Annotated in this window: 15 protein-coding genes; 8 read left to right on the top strand and 7 right to left on the bottom strand. The window is 63.7% G+C overall.

Annotation, left to right across the window (positions count from 1 at the left end; translation table 11 throughout):
• Positions 1–62: 62 nt before the first annotated feature.
• From FJU30_RS08630 to FJU30_RS08620, 3 genes are all read right to left on the bottom strand, one after another.
• Positions 63–1,022: a sugar-binding transcriptional regulator gene (locus FJU30_RS08630; RefSeq protein ID WP_150434551.1), complete on the bottom strand. Its 960-nt coding sequence runs from the start codon at positions 1,020–1,022 to the stop codon at positions 63–65.
• 280 nt (positions 1,023–1,302) lie between these two features.
• Positions 1,303–1,854: an SIS domain-containing protein gene (locus FJU30_RS08625; protein ID WP_150434550.1), complete on the bottom strand. Its 552-nt coding sequence runs from the start codon at positions 1,852–1,854 to the stop codon at positions 1,303–1,305.
• Positions 1,855–2,026: 172 nt separating this feature from the next.
• Positions 2,027–2,767 (bottom strand): SDR family oxidoreductase, encoded by a 741-nt coding sequence (locus FJU30_RS08620; protein WP_150434549.1) that lies wholly within the window; start codon positions 2,765–2,767, stop codon positions 2,027–2,029.
• Positions 2,768–3,139: 372 nt separating this feature from the next.
• Between FJU30_RS08620 and FJU30_RS08615 the strand changes: the two genes are divergently transcribed.
• The 7 genes from FJU30_RS08615 to cynS all read left to right on the top strand — a co-directional run bounded on the left by FJU30_RS08615 (position 3,140) and on the right by cynS (position 9,888).
• Entirely contained in the window at positions 3,140–3,694 is a 555-nt protein-coding gene (locus tag FJU30_RS08615) for an OsmC family protein (RefSeq protein WP_150434548.1), read from the top strand.
• 22 nt (positions 3,695–3,716) lie between these two features.
• A complete protein-coding gene (locus FJU30_RS08610) occupies positions 3,717–4,835 on the top strand; it encodes an acyl-CoA dehydrogenase family protein (RefSeq protein WP_150434547.1) in 1,119 nt (372 codons plus the stop codon).
• Positions 4,832–6,169: an FAD-dependent oxidoreductase gene (locus FJU30_RS08605; RefSeq protein WP_150434546.1), complete on the top strand. Its 1,338-nt coding sequence runs from the start codon at positions 4,832–4,834 to the stop codon at positions 6,167–6,169. Before FJU30_RS08610 ends, FJU30_RS08605 begins: the two co-directional genes overlap by 4 nt.
• 26 nt (positions 6,170–6,195) lie before the next feature.
• On the top strand, positions 6,196–7,590 hold the full coding sequence (locus FJU30_RS08600) for an ABC transporter substrate-binding protein (RefSeq protein WP_150434545.1): 1,395 nt from the start codon (positions 6,196–6,198) through the stop codon (positions 7,588–7,590).
• 12 nt (positions 7,591–7,602) lie between these two features.
• Positions 7,603–8,460 carry a nitrate ABC transporter permease gene (ntrB, locus tag FJU30_RS08595; protein ID WP_150434544.1) on the top strand — a complete coding sequence of 286 codons (858 nt, stop codon included), beginning with the start codon at positions 7,603–7,605 and terminating at the stop codon, positions 8,458–8,460.
• Positions 8,450–9,373 carry an ABC transporter ATP-binding protein gene (locus FJU30_RS08590; protein ID WP_150434543.1) on the top strand — a complete coding sequence of 308 codons (924 nt, stop codon included), beginning with the start codon at positions 8,450–8,452 and terminating at the stop codon, positions 9,371–9,373. Before ntrB ends, FJU30_RS08590 begins: the two co-directional genes overlap by 11 nt.
• A 65-nt stretch (positions 9,374–9,438) precedes the next feature.
• Positions 9,439–9,888 carry a cyanase gene (gene cynS / locus FJU30_RS08585; protein ID WP_150434542.1) on the top strand — a complete coding sequence of 150 codons (450 nt, stop codon included), beginning with the start codon at positions 9,439–9,441 and terminating at the stop codon, positions 9,886–9,888.
• An 842-nt stretch (positions 9,889–10,730) separates the two neighbouring features.
• Here cynS and FJU30_RS08575 read toward each other — a convergent pair.
• The 4 genes from FJU30_RS08575 to FJU30_RS08560 are packed head-to-tail and all read right to left on the bottom strand — an operon-like array spanning position 10,731 to position 17,669.
• Complete coding sequence (locus FJU30_RS08575; protein WP_150434541.1) at positions 10,731–12,833, bottom strand: TonB-dependent receptor; 2,103 nt, start codon at positions 12,831–12,833, stop codon at positions 10,731–10,733.
• A gap of 27 nt (positions 12,834–12,860) precedes the next feature.
• A complete protein-coding gene (locus FJU30_RS08570) occupies positions 12,861–14,639 on the bottom strand; it encodes an ABC transporter ATP-binding protein (protein WP_150434540.1) in 1,779 nt (592 codons plus the stop codon).
• Positions 14,636–16,405: an ABC transporter ATP-binding protein gene (locus FJU30_RS08565; RefSeq protein WP_191091560.1), complete on the bottom strand. Its 1,770-nt coding sequence runs from the start codon at positions 16,403–16,405 to the stop codon at positions 14,636–14,638. The genes FJU30_RS08570 and FJU30_RS08565 overlap by 4 nt, the downstream gene beginning before the upstream one ends.
• Positions 16,398–17,669 carry an MFS transporter gene (locus FJU30_RS08560; protein WP_150434539.1) on the bottom strand — a complete coding sequence of 424 codons (1,272 nt, stop codon included), beginning with the start codon at positions 17,667–17,669 and terminating at the stop codon, positions 16,398–16,400. The genes FJU30_RS08565 and FJU30_RS08560 overlap by 8 nt, the downstream gene beginning before the upstream one ends.
• Before the next feature lie 189 nt (positions 17,670–17,858).
• Between FJU30_RS08560 and FJU30_RS08555 the strand changes: the two genes are divergently transcribed.
• Positions 17,859–18,845, top strand: a complete 987-nt coding sequence (locus tag FJU30_RS08555; RefSeq protein ID WP_150434538.1) for a helix-turn-helix transcriptional regulator — start codon at positions 17,859–17,861, stop codon at positions 18,843–18,845.
• Positions 18,846–18,982 lie beyond the last annotated feature (137 nt).

Genomic DNA, 18,982 nt, shown 5'->3' with positions numbered 1-18,982 from the left:
CGCGTTATCGCGACTTAGCGACGACAGAGACAACAGAAACGCCGCGATGCGGCGGCGCGGCGTTACGCGCCGCTATCGTTTAGCAACTGACGGGCGACCTCTTCATCCGTCACCAGCCGGTTGACATAGCGCCCGCGCAGAATGGCGCGAATGATGTTGACCTTATTACCGCCGCCTGAGGCGAGAATCGACGCCGGCTTTTCCTTCAGCTTCACCAGCGGCAACGCCATAATCGAATCATTCACCGGGTGGGCGATCACCTCGCCGTCCTTGTCCAGGAAGCAGCCAAGAACTTCGCCGATGCTGCCGCGCGCAATCAATTCGTCAAGGTGATCGCGCACGATGGTGATCGGCGTGATCGGCGAGCGAGCCGACAGATCGCCGCACGACACCAGCGCCAGCTGCGCGTCCGCGGCGCGCCGCATCACCGCGGCCAGTTCTTCGTGCATCAGCAGCGCCGCGCGACTTTCCAGCGAGGGGCAGTAAATGGGCGCGGTGAGATAGTGGCACTCCACATCCAGCGCCTGGGCCAACGCGGTCGAGACCTCGAAGGTATTGGTGCCGGAACCGCGCGTCACCCCGCCCATCAGGCCGACTACCCACGAGTCCTTCGGCCGTTTGGCGGTAATGCGTCGCACGCTGAAGCTCAGGGTGCGGCCCCAGCCGACGCCGATGCCTTTATACTGGTGCAGCAGGCTGTCGAGCATCACGCCCGCCGCCTCGCCGATGGCGCGCTGTTGCTCGATATAGTCCGGCAGAGAAGGCGTCACGCTCGCATCGGCCAGCGCGAATTTTTGTTTCAGTTTCTCTTCGAGATCGACGCACTCCACCAGAGGCAGGCGCAGATCGACCAGCACGTTGCCCTCCGAGCGTATCTGACCGATGGTTTTATTTACCCGCAGGCGCGTGATATTGAGCCGATCGGCGATTTGCTGCTGCGTCAACCCGCCGACAAAGTAAAACCAGGCGATACGCGCCCGCAGATGGTCGTTTTCCATTTCCCCTCTGAACTCTCCCTGCACACATCCTCCTCAACAGGCCATCGCCGACGATGGCGCTCGATACTCGTTATCGTTTTGAACAACGCGGTGCGTTGGCCCTTTATCGGCGAGGCGCATCAATGCGTCCCGTAACGCGGCAGCCGAATTTGTCCAGCCAGCGGCTGGCCTGCGCTGAGCGACAGCATGCCGCTCATTCCCCCTCGCGGCCCGGCTGGCTAAGCGGCGGGGGATGAATGAGGAAAGCCAACGGCATCGGCGACCTGAAGCATGACCAGTCCATCACCGCGCCGGTTTCTGCCGCTCACTCAAGGTTGGTGTGATTGGCGGCCAGCGTCGCCGGAGAAATGGCCAGCATCGTGCGCAGACGCACGATCATCGCCTCGAACAGCAGATACTGCGCGCCTTCATACAGCGAGCCCAACGGCAACACCGAACCGTCGTCCGTGGCCGGCTCAGCCATAGTCTGCGCCGGCAGAATAATCACCCGATCGGCGAGCCGCGCGCAGACGCCGTCGGGCCGCGCGGTGACGCACAGCGTTGCGGCCCCCGCCCGCCGCGCGGTTGTCAGCAACGCCTCGACGGTGGAGAACCAGCCCGGACCGGCGGAAACAATCAGCACATCGCCCGGCCCGATCGGCGGCGCGCTCATCTCGCCCACCACCGCGGCTCGCAGCCCGAGGTGGCAGAGGCGCATGGCGAATCCTTTGACTTGCAGCCCCTCGCGCCCGACGCCATACAGCGCGATGCGCTGCGCCCGCTGGATCAGCGCCAGCGCCTGCTGAACGTCGCCGTCATCAAGCTGCGTAAACACGGCGCCCAGCTCGCGCAGCGCCCTGGCATAAAATGACATCATGACTCGTCCCCCGCCGCAATCGTCCCGCCGCGTCGCCGACCGACGCTAAACGCGAGCATATAGATGGCGATTCTTATTTACAATTGTTCAGGCCAAAGGACGTGCGACAAACGTGATCCGTCACGGAGATTCGTCGGCGCGCGCAGAACCCGAACTGCGCGGCCGCGAAGGATCAGGCGAAGCCGCCATTGACGCGAATCACCTGGCCGTTCACCCAGCCGCCGTCCGCGCCGGCCAGAAAGGAGACGGCGGCGGCGATTTCTTGCGGCGTGCCGATGCGCTCCAGCGGCGCCAGGCTGGCGATATGGGCGATCTGCTGCTCGCTCTTGCCGTTAAAGAACAGCGCCGTGCCGACCGGCCCCGGCGCAATGGCGTTAACCGTGATCTGACGCCCGCGCAGCTCGTTGGCCAGTACCGGCACCAGCCCTTCTACCGCCGCCTTACTGGCGATATAGGGGCCGTAGCCCGGGAAGGATTTGGCGATCACGCTGGTGGACAGCATGATGATGCGGCCGCCTTCCCGCAGCCGCTCCGCGGCGTACGACATCAGCAAAAACGCGCCGCGCAGGTTGGTGGCGATGGTTTGGTCGAAGGCGGGCAGATTCTCTGCGCCAATCGTCGCCATCGACATCACGCCGGCGCTGTTGACCACCGCGTCGAGACGACCGAAGCGGGCCTGCGCGGCGGCAAACAGCCGCTCCACGTCCTGCGGCCGGCTGATGTCGCCCTGCAGCGCGATGGCCTGCCCGCCGGCCGCTTCGATGGCGCTGACCGTTTCATCCGCCCTGTTCCGGCTGCCGGAATAACCGACGGCGACGCCAAATCCGTCGGCCGCCAGTCGTTCGGCGATAGCCCGCCCGATGCCGCGCGAAGCGCCGGTCACAAGGGCGGAGGGCGCGTTATGTTGACTCATGCTGCTAACCTCTCAGGTCGTTTGATTCATCAGCTATAAAGCGTAGTGGGCGAGCGCCGGCCAATCAATGCGCCCGGGCGGATAACAGTATTCAACCGACGATAACAATCCGCGAGCGGCATCCGGCCATGTCCGGCGCGCCGTCTTTTAATGCAACCAAAACGAAACACATTGTCAACATTGTTCACAATGTTAACAATCAGGAAATAAAAAGAAGCAATAAAAATCACAACCTCGCCGCCTGACGGCGCCGCAGTGAAATTAACCATCTGATTAAAAACGACTTATTATAGGTTAAACATACTGGCACGATCCCTGCTTAACAGACAGTACCGTCCCGTGACGGACACCTGTCAATCGCTGGAGATTCCCATGTCAGAGCCGCATCAAACTGCAAAAACCGTAACCGCTTATCTGAAGCCGATCGATCGCGAAGGTCTGCTCGCCTTTGCCGACAAAGGACGCAATAACCCCGGCGCGCGCGGTACGAATAAAGTGCATACCGTCATGCAGGGTATGTATCGTTCCCTCAGCTATGTCGGCCAACATGAAGCGGTCGTGGTCGATGAACCTTTACATCTGTTTGGCGAAGACAGCGCGCCGGCGCCGGGTGAAATCGTCCTGTCGGGGCTGGGCGGCTGTCTGGCCGTCGGCATCACCGCCGTGGCGACCTGGAAACAGGTAAAGCTGACCCGGCTGGAGATTTTCCTTGAGGCGGATATCGGCAACCCGGCGGCCTGGGGCGCCGGCGGCGCGGAGATGGCGCCGGAACAGATGGGCTTCCAGCAGATCCGCGTCAGCGTGCGGGTGGAGGGCGACGCGTCGCGCGAGGCGCTGGCCGAGATCGTGCAGCGCGCCAACCACTACTCGCCGGTGGCCAACAGCCTGCGCAACCCCATTCCGTTCACCATCGGCCTTGCCGATTAACGATTGATTGTCGGAGCGGACCATGACTTCTTCAGTGGATACCTTTTCCTCATCCGGGCTGCTGGCCGGCGTGAAACGCATTGCGCAGGGGCCGCTGGCGCAGTTGACGCAGCGCATAGACCGCGAAGGCTATTATCCGCTTGATATCATGGCGGCGCTCGGCCAGACCGGCGCGCTGAGCGCGCACCTGAGCGCCGCCGGCTCGCGCTACGACCTGGCGCTGGCGGCGATGCACGAAGTCGGTCAGGTGTGCGGTTCGACCGCCTTCCTGATGTGGTGCCACGCCGTTTGCGGTCTGTATATGGATCAGTCGGAGAATACCGCGCTGCGCGCCCGGCTGACCCGGCACGCGGCGGGCGACACCTTCGGCGGCACCGCGCTGTCCAACCCGATGAAAGCGCTCAGCGGTATTGAACCCATGCTGCTGCGCGCCAGCCCGGTGCGCGACGGTTATCTGATCAACGGCTCCCTGCCCTGGGTCAGCCATATCGCCAGAGGACAGTACTGCGGAGCGATTGCCGGCGTTGAAAATCGCAGCGGAGAGATCACGCACGAAATACTGTTCATGCTGGATTTGGACCAGCGGGCCGAACTGCATCCCTGCCCCGCCTTTTCCGGCATGGAGGGCACCAGCACCTGGCGCATCAAGCTGGTCGACTATTTCGTCGGCCGCGACAGCATCGTCGCCGACCCGGCGAAGCCGCTGGTGTCGCGCATCCGCGCCGCTTTTATTCTGTTGCAGACCGGGATGGCCACCGGTCTGGTGCAGGCCAGCATCGACGCGATGCATGAGGTGGCGGCCACGCTCGGCCACGTAAACGCCTTTTTACACGACGGTCCGCCACAGATTCAGGCTGAGCTTGACGAGCTCGGCGCCCGCATCGCCGCGCTGGCGCAGACCCCGTTTGACGGCGGCCGGGACTATCTGCTGGATGTGCTCGACGCCAGAGCGCAAGGCGCCGAGCTGGCGCTGCGGGCGACCCAGTCGGCGCTTCTCCATCAGGGCGCGCGCGGCTATCTCAAATCGGCCGCGCCGCAGCGCCGCATTCGCGAAGCGCACTTTATCGCCATCGTCACCCCGGCGATAAAACACCTGCGCTGGGAAATGGCCAGACTGCTGCAAGAGGAGATGCCGGTATGAGCGAGGCGGCGCGCCCGTGGCGGCAATTTATCTGCCGCGCCTGCGGTTTGATTTATGACGAGGAATTCGGCGATCCCGACGGCGGTTTGCCGCCCGGCACTCGCTTTGAGGCTATTCCCGACGACTGGCAATGCCCGCTGTGCGGCGTGACCAAAACGGATTTTGAGCCTTACGTCAGGCGCGCCGCGCCGGTAACGGCCAGGCGCGTCGGCGCCCCCCCCCGCGCCGACGGCGTGGTGGTGGTGGGCGGCGGCATCGCCGGCTGGGCGACCGTCAGCGCCCTTCGCGAGCAGGACGCCGCCCTTCCCATTACGCTGATCGCCGCATGCGACGCCAGCCGCTATCACAAGCCGGAGCTGTCGGTGGCCATTAGCCGCAACTGCACGCCCGCCTCGCTGGTGCGGGAAAGCGCATCGGATGCGGCCCGGCGTCTGGGCGTGACGCTGATGACGAAAACCTTTATTACCGGCCTGAGCCCCGCGCTTCATCAGCTAAGAACCACCCGCGGCACCGTGAATTACAGCAAACTCATTCTGGCGATCGGCGCGCGGCCCTTTCTGCCGCCGTCATTACCGCCCGCGTTATGCTGGCGCATCAACGATCTCGACGGCTGGGTCGGTCTGCGGGCGGCGCTGGCCGGCGACGCGCGCGAGGTCGCCATTGTCGGCGCCGGTATGATCGGCTGCGAACTGGCGGAGGATCTCAGCCGCGCCGGTCACCGGGTGACCCTGATCGATCGCCAGCCGTGGCCGCTGGGCGCGCTGCTGCCGTGCGAGGCCGCGCTGATGTTGCGCGCCAGTCAGGCGCGGTTGGGAATTGACTACTGGGGCGACGATCAGGTCAGCCGGATTACCCCGCAGCCCGGCGGCCGCAAGCTCGTCAGCAGCGCCGCGGGCAGAACGCGGACGGTCGATCTGGTGGTGGCGGCGACCGGTCTGACGGCGGATAAACGCCTTGCGCAGCGCGCCGGGCTGCTGTTCAAAGACGGCATCGTCGTGTCGCCCGACACCCTGCAGAGCAGCAACCCGGATATTTACGCGCTGGGCGACTGCGTCAGTATTAACGGCGCCGCCTGTCGTTTCATCGAACCTATCGCGCACCAGGCGGAAGTGATCGCCCGCCATCTGTCCGGCATGACGTTTAGCGGCTATCAGCATAGCTGGCCGGTGATCAGGCTGAAGACGCGCTCCCTGCCGATTGAACTGCACGGCGTTCCGTGCCGCCAGGGGGAATGGCGCATCGTAGAGCAAAGAAACGATTTTTTACTCATGGAGCAATCGCTCAACGGCGCCACCGCCTCCACGCTGCGCGTCGGACCATGCCCGGCCGCCTAATGACCGCCACCGAAGAGAAAAATACGATGAATGATAAAAACTTTTTTCGCCCGTATTCAGACATGTCGAGCCTTAGCGGGTGCAGTTGCGGACAACATCGCGATCAACAACAGCACGATAGCGAACGCGAACGGAGGCGTCTCGCGCGCGGGCGCGATGAGGAAACGCTCTCGCAGGACTTTGTCGAAGCGTCAGCGGTGCGCGCGCTGTTCCCTCATGAGCCGACCCGACGGCGCTTCCTCAAAGCGGTGGGCGCCGGCACCGCGATGGCGGCGATCGCCAGCGTGTTGCCGCTGTCCGCCATGCAGGCGATGGCGGCGGAGCGCGGGCCGCTGGAAAAGAAAAACCTCAGGATCGGCTTTATTCCGATCAACTGCGCCACGCCGCTGATCATGGCGGACCCGATGGGCTACTACCGGCAGCAGGGTCTGGAGGTCAGCCTGCAGAAAACGGCGGGCTGGGCGTTGATTCGCGACAACATGCTGAACGGCGAACTGGACGCCTCGCAGTTTCTGGCGCCGATGCCGCTGGCCATCACCATGGGGCTCGGCTCGTCCGCCAGCCCGATGCAGGTGGCCGAGATCCAAAACACCAACGGTCAGGCCATCACGCTTGCGATAAAGCACAAGGAAAATCGCGACCCGCGCAACTGGAAAGGCTTCCGCTTCGCCATCCCCTTCGAGTATTCAATGCATAATTTCCTGCTGCGCTATTATCTGGCGGAGCACGGCCTCGATCCCGATCGCGACGTGCAGTTGCGCATCACGCCGCCGGCGGAGATGATCGCCAACCTGCGCGCGGGCAATATCGATGGCTTTCTGGGCCCCGATCCGTTCAACCAGCGCGCCGTGTATGACGAGGTCGGTTTTATCCATATTTTGTCCAAAGATATCTGGAATGGACATCCCTGCTGCTCCTTCGGCGCCGGCAAGGCGTTTATCGAACAGAATCCCAATACTTTCGCCGCGCTGTATCGCGCGATCCTCAACGCTTCCGTCGCCGCCAATGATCGCGCGAATTTGCCGGATATCGCCAAAGCCATCGCCACGCGCAACTACCTCAACCAGCCGGAAATTGTTATTCGCCAGGCGCTGGACGGCCGCTACGCCGACGGGCTGGGCCAGATACAAAACCAGCCGGATCGCGCCAGTTTCGATCCGATGCCCTGGTATTCCATGGCGACCTGGATGCTGACCCAGATGAAACGCTGGGGCTACATCAAGCAGGAAGTGAACTTCAACGCGCTGGCCGAGCAGGTGTTCATGCTGACCGACGCCCGACGCCACATGGCGGAACTGAAGATGGCTGAGGCTCATGCCGAGCCGCTGTCCGGCTATAAGCCGTTCGAAATTATGGGGCGCAGCTTCGATCCCACGCAGCCGCAGGCCTATATCGACGGCTTCGCCATCAAGCGCGGCTAAGAGGACAAAATAATGAAATCGCTACGGATGAAGTCCGCGCTGCTGTCGCTGGTGCTGCTGCTGATTTTTTTACTGGTCTGGCAGACGGCCACCGACCAGCCGGCCGTTCCGCCACCGTCGGCCGCCGACGATGAATACGCGGCGCTGATGGGCCAGTCCGCCGCGCCGGCGGCCGGCGCGGACAAGATTACCGGCATGCCGACGCCGGCTCAGTTCGGCCGCCTGGTATGGCAACAGCTGGCGGATCCGTTCTACGACAACGGCCCCAACGATAAGGGCATCGGCATTCAGCTCGCCCACTCGCTGGAGCGCGTCGGGCTGGGCTACCTGCTGGCGGCGCTGGCGGCAATCCCGCTGGGGTTCGCCATCGGCATGTCGCCGGTGCTCTACCGCGCGCTCGATCCCTTTATTCAAATTTTAAAGCCGATCTCGCCGCTGGCCTGGATGCCGATCGCGCTCTATACCATTAAGGATGCCGGCGCCTCGGCGATTTTTGTCATTTTCATCTGTTCGGTATGGCCGATGTTGATTAATACCGCCTTTGGCGTGGCCGGCGTACGCAAAGACTGGCTCAACGTCGCCCGAACGCTGGAGGTTAAGCCGTTGAGAAAGGCCCTGCTGGTAGTGCTGCCCGCCGCCGCGCCGACGATCATTACCGGCATGCGCATCTCAATGGGCATCGCCTGGCTGGTGATCGTCGCCGCCGAAATGCTGATCGGCGGCACCGGCATCGGTTATTTCGTCTGGAACGAATGGAATAACCTGTCGTTAGGCAATGTGATCTTTGCGGTGCTAATGATCGGCCTGATCGGCATGCTGCTTGATCTGGCGTTCGCCACGCTTCAAAAAAAGGTGACCTATGCAGAGTGACGCGCGTAAATATGTTCAGCCCTTTATCAAAGTGGAAAAGCTGTCGAAACGCTATCGCGATGACCTGCCGCCGGTTTTCGACAATATCAACTTCGACATCCAGCGCGGAGAGTTTATCTGCGTCATCGGCCATTCCGGCTGCGGCAAGAGCACCATCCTTAACGTGATCGCCGGTCTTGAAGAGGCCAGCGGCGGCGGCGTGATCATGTCCGGCCGCGAGATCTGCGGGCCGGGGCTGGACCGCGGCGTGGTGTTCCAGAGCCACGCCCTGCTGCCCTGGCTGACGGTGGAGAAAAATATCGCCTTCGCCGTGCGTTCGCGCTACCCGGACTGGCCGGGGGAAAAAGTTCGTCGGCACGGCGCCCGCTATCTGGAGATGGTCGGGCTGCAGTCCGCCGCCCACAAGAAGCCGAGCGAACTTTCCGGCGGCATGAAACAGCGCGTCGGCATCGCGCGGGCATTTGCGGTCGAGCCGAAAATGTTGTTGATGGATGAGCCGTTCGGCGCGCTGGACGCGCTGACGCGCGGCATCATTCAGGAGGAACTGCTGAAAATCTGTAAGGCGACGCAGCAGACGGTGTTTATGATCACCCATGACGTTGACGAGGCGATCCTGCTCGCCGACAAGATCATGCTGATGAGCAACGGTCCCGGCGCGCGCATCGCGGAAATCGTGGTCAATACCCTGCCCGCCGATCGGACGCGCGAGTCGCTGCACCACCATCCGCGTTTTTATCCGATGCGCAACCATCTGGTCGATTTTCTGATTAATCGTTCAAAAACCATTCAGGCGAGTCATGCCGACGACGCGCCCGATACGCCGGTCGTGGTCTATCCCGGCCTGCCGGACGACGCCGCGCCGCAGCCGGACGCACACCCCGCCGCGCCTAAAATCCATATTGTGGGGCAATAAGACGCTCCGCCGGCAAGCGCATTGAGACATGCACACTGACCAACTGAGATAAACAGGAGAGTAAAATGATCACTGGCCGCGATGAAGTTACCACCATGATTCTGTCCGCCAAAGTGCGTAAAGGACTACGCTGGGCCGATGTCGCCAGCCGGATCGGCCTGTCGAAGGAGTGGACGACGGCGGGCTGTCTGGGGCAGATGACGTTTGACAAGGCCCAGGCGCAGCTTATCGGCGAATTGTTTGATCTGAGCGATGAGGCCATCGCCTGGCTGCAGATCGTTCCTTACAAAGGATCGCTGCCGACGGCGGTGCCGACCGACCCGCTGATTTACCGCTGGTACGAAATCGTCAATATTTACGGCACCACGATCAAAGAGCTGATTCATGAAGAGTTCGGCGACGGCATTATGAGCGCGATTGATTTCTCGATGGATATTCAGCGGGAGGAAGACCCGAAAGGCGACCGCGTCCACGTGGTGCTGTCCGGTAAGTTCCTGCCGTACAAAAAATATTGACGCCTGGCCGCCGGGGGCGGGCAACACCCCCGCCTCGTTACTTTATTCATTCCCTTTATCATTAAAGCGCTATTCGGCGATATCCGGCATCATTGCCGCCGCCAGTCGGCCATGCCCCGGGGAGTGACGTCACCGGGTGTGGCGGCCTCTCTTCCCCTGGTTCGCGCGGAATTGCCTGCGGCGATTCCGCGTTCTCTGCCGCCCGACTCGCCTGAGCGTTCTGCGACTCGGGCGAAATCTCGTTATGTTCGGTGGCAACGGCCTGCGGCATATCGGCCGGTTCGATCATAATGGCGGCGGGCGGCATGCTGTCGGCCGCCGTCATCAGCGGCTTATGCCGCATCCACACAATGCCGCCGAGATGAAGCGCCAGCCGACGGGCGCGGACCGCACAGGCCAACCGACAAATTATGCGCGCCCCGGCGGAGGCAGGCCTGAGGATTATCGTCCCGCTCAGGCGGCGCGGACGTCAGCATCCGCAGGAAAACATCCTGCGTCAAATCCGCCGACGCATCCGGCCGGTGTCCCCGCTTGTCGAGCAAGCGATTGATGTCGCAGGCATGTTTTTGGAACAAACGGTTAAGATCCCCCATCAACGCCACCTCGCGATTACCGCCGTCCGAAACCGCGTTATTTTATAGCAAGCGCGCTCATGCATAGCCCGGCCATCCGATACAGACTATCCCTGTGCGGCAACCTCTATCAAGGCGCACACGATGCCGCGCGTGGTTGCCGTTAACGACGTTCCCAATATAGGGAAAATCGCCGCAAATAGTCATAACCGGCATTAATGGCGATGCGTCGCCCGGCGTCATCGGAGAGAATAATTCCCGCTGACGGCATCAGTACGTATAGGTCGCCATCAGTCCGACGGTTCGCCCCGGCGCGACCTGCGCGAAGTTGCCCGTCGCACCGTAAGAAAACCCATAAGTCCGGTAGTCCCTGTCGGTCAGGTTCTGGGCATAGAGCGTCAATTCCAGGCTGTGCGTCGGGTTCCAGGCCAGTGCGGCATCGACCAGGGTATAGGCGTTCTGGCGCAACGTATTGGCGCTGTCGAAGTAGTGGGCTCCCGTGCGGCGCACGCTCAGTTGCGGTCTCAGCAGCGTATCGCCCACGCGGACGCTGCCTTTGGCAGCCAGGGTCAAGCCATACCCAGGCGCCATGGGTACGTCATTGTCTTTACAGCCGGTGCAGGCACTGGAATCCTCGAAGCGGCGGAACGTGGCGTCATTGACGAAGCCGCCGGCGCTCAGCATCCATTGCCGCGTCATATCCCACTCGGTGTTGAACTCCACGCCCACGGAACGCGTGTCGCCGATATTGCGCAGCGTCTGGTTGCCCATGTCGCCGTCGCCGTAGAGCTGGACGTCTTTGCTGTCCACCTGATAGACGGCCAGGCTGGCGCGCACATCGCCGCCGGTATAGCGCACGCCGGTCTCATAGCTGATCGAACGCTCGCGGTCATAGCCGTTTGCGTCGTCCACGCTCGACGGCGCGAGGTTATAGCCCAGCGGTTTGTAGCCCTGGGCTATGTTGACATAGCCGCGCCATTGCGGCGCGAACTGGTAGCCGATCGCCGCGTGGCCCAGCCAGGTGTTCTGGCTGGCCGAAGCCTTGCCCTGGAAGGCCGCGCCCATCTGTTCGCCCTGGAAACGGGTGCGAGCCTCATCCCGCGAAAAACGCAGGCCGGTGGTGATATCAATCCTGGGCGTCAGGTGCCAGGTCGAATCGCCGTAGGCCGCCAGGGATTCGCTGCGGTTGTCCGAACGGGAATCGACGACCCGGTAGAGGCTGGGCAGCACCCTATCGAACTGGTAGCCCCTGGACATGTCCACTTGTTGCCGGTACAGGCCAAACACGGCATCCCAGACGCGGGACGGTTGCCCGCCCTCTTCGGTTCCGTGCGTCGACAGGCGCACCTCCTGGGTATTCTGCTTCCAGTGCTCCGCGAACTGCGGGAAATAAGCATCCAGCGGCCAACGGCGCGTCGTGTGGACGCGCTGGCTGCTGGCAATGACATTCAGGCGCCAGATGTCGAAATCGTACTGCCCATTGGCGGCAACGCTGTTGGCGCAGCGCCGTTGGTAGTAATCGCGATAGGCTTGCGGCAGGTTCGGCAGGACATAGGCCTTGCGGGACGGGTAGTCGTCGAACAGGGTGTAGACTTCTTGATCTCCCGTCGCGCAGTCGCGCCCGGCCGACAGCCCCAGTTCCCAGGGGCTATCGGCCGGCGCCAGTCTCAGCCTGGCGTTGCCGGCGCGTGAGCGCACGCCGCCCAGCCGATCGCTGCCGATGACGTCGCTGCGCACATCGCCATTGACGTCATTGCCCAGCAGCGACACCGAGCCGTACAACAGATCCGGCACCAGCGGGCCAGCCGCCTCGGCCTGCAACAGGTAGCCGTCCCGACTGGAGACGCCGCCGCGCGCAGTGAATCGGGGAATATCGTCCGGCTTCTGCGTGACGATGTTGAGCACGCCGCCCTGTGCGCTCTTGCCGTACAGCGTGCCCTGCGGCCCCTTGAGCAATTCCACCTGCTCCACGCTCAGCAGCGTCTGGGCGGCGAAAGTCGGCAACTGGGGCACGCCGTCCACATAGATCGTCAGGGCCGGGTTATAGAAGTCCTGCGCGGAGGTCACCCCGCGCAGCGTGATGATCGGGAACAGGAAGGTCGCGCTGTGCGACATGTACAGTTCGGGGAACACGCGGTCCAGCTCCAGGGTGGATGCCACCTGGGCATCGTCCAGATCCAACCGGTCCGCCACGCTGGCGGCGCCATTGAACCGCTCCAGCGTTTCATTGCGCTTGCTGCCCGTCACCACGATGGTCTGGAGCGTCTCCTGACCGTCCGGCTGCCGCTCCTGGCCCTGCGCGGCCGTTCCCCCTGCGGTGGCGGCGATAACCGCCAACGCGGAAGTCGTCAAATGTGGTCTGAATACACGCATTGTCAAATTTTCTCCCATTGTTTTTTGTCAGTGGCCCACGTGCCAGTTGTTGGCGGCTTGCTGAGCTTGCCACATGCGGGCATAGCGCCCCGCACGGGCCAATAGCCCGGCATGCCGGCCTTCTTCGAGCAGCCGTCCGTCATCGATGACCAGGATTTGGTCGGCCGCAGCGATGGTGGAAAGCCGATGCGCGATGACGATCACCGTACGTTCGCGCACCAACGCGTCGATGGCCGCCTGCACCGCCACCTCGCTTTCGGCGTCCAGCGCGGCGGTGGGTTCATCCAGAATCACGATCGGCGCATTCTTCAACATGGCGCGGGCGATGCTGATGCGCTGGCGTTCGCCGCCCGATAGCCGCCCGCCGATGTCGCCCACGCGGGTGGCATATCCTTCGGGCAGGCGGGTGATGAACTCGTGGCAGTGCGCGGCGCGGGCGGCGGCCTCGACCGCCTCGTCGCTGGCCTCCGGCCGCGCCATGCGGATATTGGCCAGGATGCTGTCGTCGAACAGGTACACGTCCTGGAACACCACCGAGACCAGCGCGTTTAGTTGCTCCGGCGCGATGGCGCGCACATCCACGCCGCCAATCGTGATCCGCCCCGCCTGGGGGTCGGCTTGACGCATCAGCAAGCGCGTCACCGTCGTTTTGCCCGATCCCGACGGCCCCACCAGCGCGGTCAGACTGCGGGCCGGCAGCCGCGCCGAAAAATCACGCAATGCGGGTTGCCCGCCGCCCGAATAGGTGAAGTTCACCCCGATGAAGTTCACGTTGAAATCCACCGGCTCCATTGCCGACGTTTGCTGCGGCAGCGGCTTGATCGCCAGCAGCGCGTCGATCTTGCCCAGCGCCGCTTCAACCAGGTCAAGGAGTTTGGCGTACAGCACGAAGGTCGCCAGCGGCTCGCCAAAGCGCGCCACGATCGCCATCAGCGCCGCCAGAATGGCGATATCCAGCGTGCCTTGCACCACGAACAGCGCGCCCGCGAATACCACCAGCAGGATCGCCAGTTCCATCACCGTGGCCAGGATCAGGTTCGGCCTGGCGCCTTTCTTCTGGCCGATGGTCTGGATGGCTTCCAGGTGCGTGAAGCTCGCCTGCAACGTCGCCGCCCGTTCGCCTGCGCAGCAGGCGGCGCGCAGCACCGGCAACCCCTGGGTATATTCCAGAATGTCGCTGCTGGCGCGTTCGTTGGCATCGACCAGCATACGCATGCCGCGTCCATAGGCCGGACGGCGCCAGCGATACAACGGAATCAGCAGCGGGAACACCAGCAGCAGAATCAGCCCCATGCGCCAGTCGAACCACAGTGCCGCCAGGGCCACCGCCACCGGCGTTATCAGGGCGACGGCCATCAGGTTGGCGACGGTCAGGATGTAGCTCAGCGTCTCATCCACATTGCCCAGCAGCGTGGCGTTCACGCCACCGGCCCGCTTGTCTTGCAGCACCGCCAGCGGGATCCGCCGCAACTGCTCGCCCAGTTCGGTGCGCAGCTCGTGCGTGTTCCGCACCATGTCGCCACGGTAGTCGAAACCCTGCGCCCACCAGCGGATGGCCGCGCTCGCCAGCATCAGCGCCGTCATCGCCAGCAGCCAGGGCAATGCGGCCGGCCAATTCGCCGCCAGGATCAACGCCTGGAACAGCGGCATCAGGCATGCCAGCGCCAAGCCCTGCACGATGGCGGCGACCGCCAGGCCGACAAGACTGGCCCGCAATCGCGGCGCACGGCTGCGCGCGCTGATCATCAGTTGACGCCAGGTCTCCCGAAGCGGGGTGATCGGTGGAGTCGATTGCGATGTACTCATGCCTGTTCTCCCGCCAGCGTCCAGCGCTGCGCGCGCTCGTAGCTGCGCCGCAGTCGGGCATAGACACCGCTTTGCGCCATCAACGCGTCATGGCGGCCGCTCTCGGCCAGGCCTCCCTGGTCGAACACCAGGATCTGGTCGGCATCGCGGATGGTCGAAAGCCGGTGCGCCACCATCAGCACCGTCTTGCCGCGCATCAGGCGGGAGAGCGCCGCCACCAGCGCCGCCTCGTTCTCGGGATCGGCGAAGGCGGTGGCCTCGTCCAGCACCAGGATCGGCCGGTTCTGCAGGATGGCGCGGGCGATGGTGATGCGCTGGCGTTGCCCGCCGGACAGGAAAACGCCCCGCTCGCCCGCGGGCGTGTCGTAACCCTGCGGCAGCGCCATGATGAAGTCGTGCGCCTGCGCCGCCCGGGCGGCATCGATCACCTCATCCATCGGCGCCTCGGGCATTCCCAGCCGGATGTTGTTGGCAAGGGAGTCGGCAAACAGAAAGGTATCCTGGAACACGAAGGCCACCTGCCGCATCAACGTCTCAGGCAGCATCTCGCGCACGTCCACGCCGCCCACCCGGATACAGCCCGCGCAGACATCCCAGAAGCGCGGAATCAAACGCGCCACCGTGGTCTTGCCCGCGCCCGAGGGGCCGACCAGCGCCGTCACGCTGCCCTGGGGCGCATTGAAACTCACGTCCCGCAACACCAGCGCGCCATCAGGGGAGTAACGGAAATCGACGTGCTCGAAGCGCACACTCGCGTCCTGCGGCGCCTTTGCGCCGGCGGCATCCACCACCGGCAGTTCCGGTTCGGCCATCACCTCATGAATCCGGTGAATGCTCATCTGCGTTTTCGCCACCAGGTGCCTGAGCGACATCAGCGGCAGCAGCGATTCGGCCATGCCGGTGCCGACCAGCAGCACCGCCAGCCAGGTGGAAGCGGCCAGCGCGTCGCGGCCGATCAGCCAACCGCCCAGCCACACCAGCGCCGCCAGCGTGGGCAGCGGATTGAGGATGGCCATCGACAGGCGGGACGATACCCCCGCCATCCGATACCACTGCAGCACCACGTCCAGGAATGCATCGAGTGCGCGCTGATAACGCTGGAACGTGGTCGCGCCGGTGTCGAAGGTGCGCACCACCGGCATCGCCTGCACATACTCCACCACCGCCTTGCTGACGTTTTCGCCGGCGGCATGGTAGCGCCGCATCATTGCGCCGCTGCCGCGCATCGCCAGCGACGCCACGGCCATGCCCACCGCCAGCACCGCCGTGGCGGCCAGGGCCAGCCGCCAGTCCAGCAGCCACAGCAGCGCAAAGGTCAGCACCGGCGAGACATAGGCGCGGGCGTACAGCGGCGTGCTGTCGGCCACGAACACATGCAGCGCCTTCACGTCCTCCATCATCACTTTGCTCAGCGCGCCGGAACCGGTCTGCTGCACATAGCCCGGCGGCACCCGGGCCAGATGCTCGGCCAGATCGGCGCGCAACCGCGTCTCCAGCCGGAAGGCGGCATAGTGCGACTGGTTGAATCCGGCCAGCCGCAGCACATAGGCCAACACCGTCAGCGCCGTGGCCGACAGCAGGGCCGGCCATGGCCATCGCCCTGGCGACGCCATCAATGCATGCGCCGCCCAGGCCAGCGCGCATAAGGCTCCCGACGCGGCCGCCGCCGCCAGCCCGGCCAACAGCATGGCGAACGTAATCTGTCCCCGCACGGGCCGCATAATGGACCAGACGCCGCTCGTGACCTGCGAATCATGCTCACGCATGCTGTGCCGCCTTCTGTACGTTGCCATCCAGAGAAGGCGCTTTGCGTTTGACCACCAGCGCCGCCGCGATGGCCGAAGCCGCCGCAAGCCCGAAACAGACGCCATAGCCCAAATGCTGCGCCAGCCAGCCTCCGGCAATGCCGCCAGCGATGGCCAGCAAGGCATCGGCGCTCTGGAACAGCGTGAAGTCCAGCCCGGCCTGCAGCGGCGAAGCAAGCCCCATCAATGCCGAATACAACGCGACCCAGACCAGGCCCAGCGTTGCGAACATCAGCCCAATCAGCATCATCAACGCCGGCAGCGGCGCCGACGGCGCGGCCAGCGTCAACGCAACCAGCACGCACGCCTCAAGGCTCACGGCAATCCAGACCGCGCGCCAACCCGGCGCGCAACGCGCCAGCACGCCCCCCAGCACGGCCCCCGTCAGCCCCGCCCCAATATGCAGCGAGCCGAACAACCAGCCCAGTTGCTCAAGACTCATACCGCGATCGAGCAGAAACGGCCCGAACATGCCCAGCGTCAGGCGCACGCCGATACTCGATAGCAACATCAGCAGCAAGCCGCTGCGCACCTCAGGGCGGCGCAGCGCGTGCAGTAGCCCGGGCCGGTGGCTGACGGCCGCCTGCGCCCGGTCGCGCGGTGGTTCGCGCAGCAGCAGCATCGGCACGCTCAACAGCGACATCGCCAGGCTGGCCGACAGCAGCGCCCACGGCCAGCCGGCAACTCCGGCCACCAACAGGAAACCGCCCGCGCCCAACATCGCGCCGACATAGCTGCCGCCCACCTGCGCCACATTGCCCCAGCCGCGCTGTAGGCTCGACAGCTGATCCACCGCAAAGCCATCGCTGGCCACGTCGGTCGTCGCCGCCACCAGCGCCGCGAGCAGCAACCCGCCCAGGATCCAGCCGGCATGACCGGTCAGGGAAAGATGCCCTGGCAACGCCGCCAGACCGAGACCCAGCAGGATCGCCGCGATCAGCCACTGCCCCGTCAGCACCAGGGCGCGCGAGCGCCGCTCCGGCCGCCCTGCTGGCAGGCGCCATCTCTCCACGGCCGGCGCCCACAGAAAGCGAAGCCCCCAGGGCACCCACAGCAACGCGGTCAACCCCGCCACCTGCAACGAAGCACCCGCGTCGCGCAGCAACGACGGCAGCGCCTGGGTGGTCAATGCCGTGATGATGGTCTGGCTGATATAAATGCCTGCAATTGCGGGCAGCACCTGCCGCGCACTCAGGCGCGGCGAAGCCAGGGAAGATATCGACATAGTAATCAGAGTCCATGGCCTGATACGGGCCTTTGTCATGTGCTATTTGCGGGTAAATCGCCATTGCCGATGCTTATTCTGTTCAATTGGCGATAATCCGGGTATATGATGATATTGATTATCATTACGCCAGCTAAAAATCGGCGCTAACGGTTTACGGAAAAAACTTGATGTTTAGGGAAAAAATTTATGGATGGGAGTTTGGACACAACATCCGACCAGCCAGCCCTTGATCCGAGCAAACTTAAGCAAAAGGGGCTGGCAGGCGTTCATGAAGACTGGCGGCATGCCGTGCGCATATACCAGCCTTGCGAAGGACTCTGCATTAGTTGCATCAACGGACACCCTGGCAACAAATGGGCGTTCCAGGCCGAAGGGCCTTCCGCCCTCAGCGTGAACATTCTTCTCGAAGGGCGCATGCAGGCCGCTTTCGATGATGGCGCCGTGCTCGATGCCCGGGCCGGTTCCGCCATACTGATGGCCACCGGCCAGCACACCACTGGCTGGAATGTGCTCGACGGCAAATCCGATGGCGCCTTCCGCATGCTCAGCATCCACATGCCGCAAACCGCCATGGCCGGCCTGACCGGATTACAGATGGACGACCTGCGCAGGCGCATCTGCACCGTCGCAGGCGACCAGCCGCACATTGACGCTTTTTTGGGCGTTATGCCGGCCTCCCGTTGCCTGCAGCGCCTGGCCTGCGATCTACTCGGCTTCGACTGCACCTATCCCGGTCCCTGCATCTCCCACGACCTGTACCTGCGTGCTAAAGCCTTCGAGGCCATCGCCTGCTTCCTGCGCGAAAACCTCTCGCAGCGACAGCTCAATCTGCCCGTGCCCGCCGACCGCCAGCGCCTGGTCAAAGCGCGAGCCCTGCTGGAGAAAAACTACGATCAGGACTGGAGCGTACAAGCCCTCGCACGGACCGTCGGCCTCAACGAAAAACGGCTGCAATCGGGCTTCCACGCCCTGTACGGCTGCTCCGTCCATGTGTGCCTGACCCGCATACGCATCGACGCGGCTATCGCCCTGTTGCGGCGCGGCGTCTCCGTGACGGAAACGGCCGCCTCGGTTGGCTTTGCCCACCTCAGTCACTTCAGCCGCATTTTCCGCCGCCACACCGGTATCTCGCCCAAACAATGCGCCCTGGGCATCAGCACCAGACTGCCGTAACCACTCGCCGCCTCCGCCGGCCAACCGCACCAGTGCTAACCCTGCGCCTGAAGCCAGCCCACAGTGTGGTCGCGCCATACGTCGCCTCTTCCGCTTTGCGGCGCGAAAACAAAAATCCTCGAAACGTTAAATTTTTC

Source organism: Affinibrenneria salicis (assembly GCF_008710095.1).
Note: the sequence above shows the minus strand (reverse complement) of the source record. Positions and strands in the feature narration are given on the sequence as shown.

Bases quoted from the DNA above. Each gene is read 5' to 3' on its own strand.
- FJU30_RS08590 (WP_150434543.1), top strand. From the start codon at position 8,450: ATGCAGAGTGACGCGCGTAAATATGTTCAGCCCTTTATCAAAGTGGAA.
- FJU30_RS08565 (WP_191091560.1), bottom strand. From the start codon at position 16,405: ATGCGTGAGCATGATTCGCAGGTCACGAGCGGCGTCTGGTCCATTATG.
- FJU30_RS08625 (WP_150434550.1), bottom strand. From the start codon at position 1,854: ATGATGTCATTTTATGCCAGGGCGCTGCGCGAGCTGGGCGCCGTGTTT.
- FJU30_RS08600 (WP_150434545.1), top strand. From the start codon at position 6,196: ATGAATGATAAAAACTTTTTTCGCCCGTATTCAGACATGTCGAGCCTT.
- FJU30_RS08560 (WP_150434539.1), bottom strand. From the start codon at position 17,669: ATGTCGATATCTTCCCTGGCTTCGCCGCGCCTGAGTGCGCGGCAGGTG.
- FJU30_RS08620 (WP_150434549.1), bottom strand. From the start codon at position 2,767: ATGAGTCAACATAACGCGCCCTCCGCCCTTGTGACCGGCGCTTCGCGC.
- FJU30_RS08610 (WP_150434547.1), top strand. From the start codon at position 3,717: ATGACTTCTTCAGTGGATACCTTTTCCTCATCCGGGCTGCTGGCCGGC.
- FJU30_RS08570 (WP_150434540.1), bottom strand. From the start codon at position 14,639: ATGAGTACATCGCAATCGACTCCACCGATCACCCCGCTTCGGGAGACC.
- cynS (WP_150434542.1), top strand. From the start codon at position 9,439: ATGATCACTGGCCGCGATGAAGTTACCACCATGATTCTGTCCGCCAAA.
- ntrB (WP_150434544.1), top strand. From the start codon at position 7,603: ATGAAATCGCTACGGATGAAGTCCGCGCTGCTGTCGCTGGTGCTGCTG.
- FJU30_RS08605 (WP_150434546.1), top strand. From the start codon at position 4,832: ATGAGCGAGGCGGCGCGCCCGTGGCGGCAATTTATCTGCCGCGCCTGC.
- FJU30_RS08615 (WP_150434548.1), top strand. From the start codon at position 3,140: ATGTCAGAGCCGCATCAAACTGCAAAAACCGTAACCGCTTATCTGAAG.
- FJU30_RS08575 (WP_150434541.1), bottom strand. From the start codon at position 12,833: ATGCGTGTATTCAGACCACATTTGACGACTTCCGCGTTGGCGGTTATC.
- FJU30_RS08555 (WP_150434538.1), top strand. From the start codon at position 17,859: ATGGATGGGAGTTTGGACACAACATCCGACCAGCCAGCCCTTGATCCG.